At 48.6% G+C, this 1,191-nt stretch carries 2 protein-coding genes; both read left to right on the top strand.

Annotated features, from left to right (window positions below):
* Positions 1 to 385, top strand: a 385-nt coding sequence (gene nrdR / locus R8N49_RS24880; RefSeq protein WP_318190185.1) for a transcriptional regulator NrdR, incomplete at its 5' end; no start/stop codon positions are given.
* 7 nt (positions 386 to 392) lie between these two features.
* Positions 393 to 1,191 (top strand): bifunctional diaminohydroxyphosphoribosylaminopyrimidine deaminase/5-amino-6-(5-phosphoribosylamino)uracil reductase RibD (gene ribD / locus R8N49_RS24875; protein ID WP_318190184.1); only part of this gene is annotated, 799 nt, incomplete at its 3' end.

Below are 1,191 nucleotides of genomic sequence, written 5' to 3'. Positions count from 1 at the left end.
TCATCAAGTCCGTCGCCGCCGCCAATGTTTAGCCTGTAGTGAACGTTTTACTACGTTTGAAACGGCAGAATTGGTCATGCCTAAAGTCATTAAGTCGAATGGCAATCGTGAACCATTCGATGAAGATAAAATGGTCGGTGGCATTCAGCGCGCATTAGAGAAACGTCCGGTAAGTGCCGACTCTATCGAGCTTGCAATCAGTATGATTAAGTCGCAACTCCGCGCAACTGGTGAGCGTGAAGTACCGAGCCAAATGATTGGTAACTTGGTTATGGATCAGCTTAAAGAGCTCGACAAAGTGGCTTACATCCGTTTTGCATCGGGTTATCGTAGCTTTGAAGATATTCGTGAATTCGGCGAAGAAATTGCCCGCCTTGAAGACTGATTAAATCATGCCTCAACACACTTCTGCGTCTCCATTTTCTCCTCAAGATTTTTCAATGATGTCGCGTGCGCTCAAGTTAGCTCGACGCGGCATTTATACGACGGCTCCAAACCCGAACGTCGGTTGCGTAATTGTTCGTGATGGCGTGATCATTGGTGAAGGTTATCATCATCGCGCTGGAGAGCCCCATGCTGAAGTGCACGCGATGCGCATGGCTGGTGATAAAGCTGAAGGTGCAACGGCATACGTTACCCTTGAACCGTGCTCCCACTATGGACGCACGCCACCTTGCGCTGAAGGATTGATAAAAGCCAAAGTGGCGCGAGTAGTGTGTGCGATGGAAGATCCGAATCCAAAAGTGGCTGGACGTGGCATCCAAATGCTACGTGAAGCCGGAGTTGAGGTTCAGGTTGGACTGTTAGAAAACGATGCGATTGAGCTCAATCGTGGCTTCATTAAATTCATGCAAACAGGCATGCCATTTATCCAATTAAAAATGGCAGCAAGCTTAGATGGACAGAGTGCGCTAAGTAATGGCAAGAGCCAATGGATCACCTCCCCACAGGCTCGCCAAGACGTGCAGCGTTATCGAGCGCAAAGCGGTGGCATTCTGTCTACAAGCAAAACAGTGATGGATGATAACGCTTCTCTCAACGTTCGTTGGGATGATTTGCCGCAGAGTGTTCAAGCGCACTATGAGCTGACGGAAGTTCGCCAACCAGCAAGGGTAATACTCGACCGTCAACAGAAACTGAGTGATGACCTTAAACTGTTCAGTACCGAAGGTGAGCGAATTATTGTCAGCA

The sequence above is a fragment of the Vibrio sp. 1978 genome, from assembly GCF_033344345.1.
Note: the sequence above shows the minus strand (reverse complement) of the source record. Positions and strands in the feature narration are given on the sequence as shown.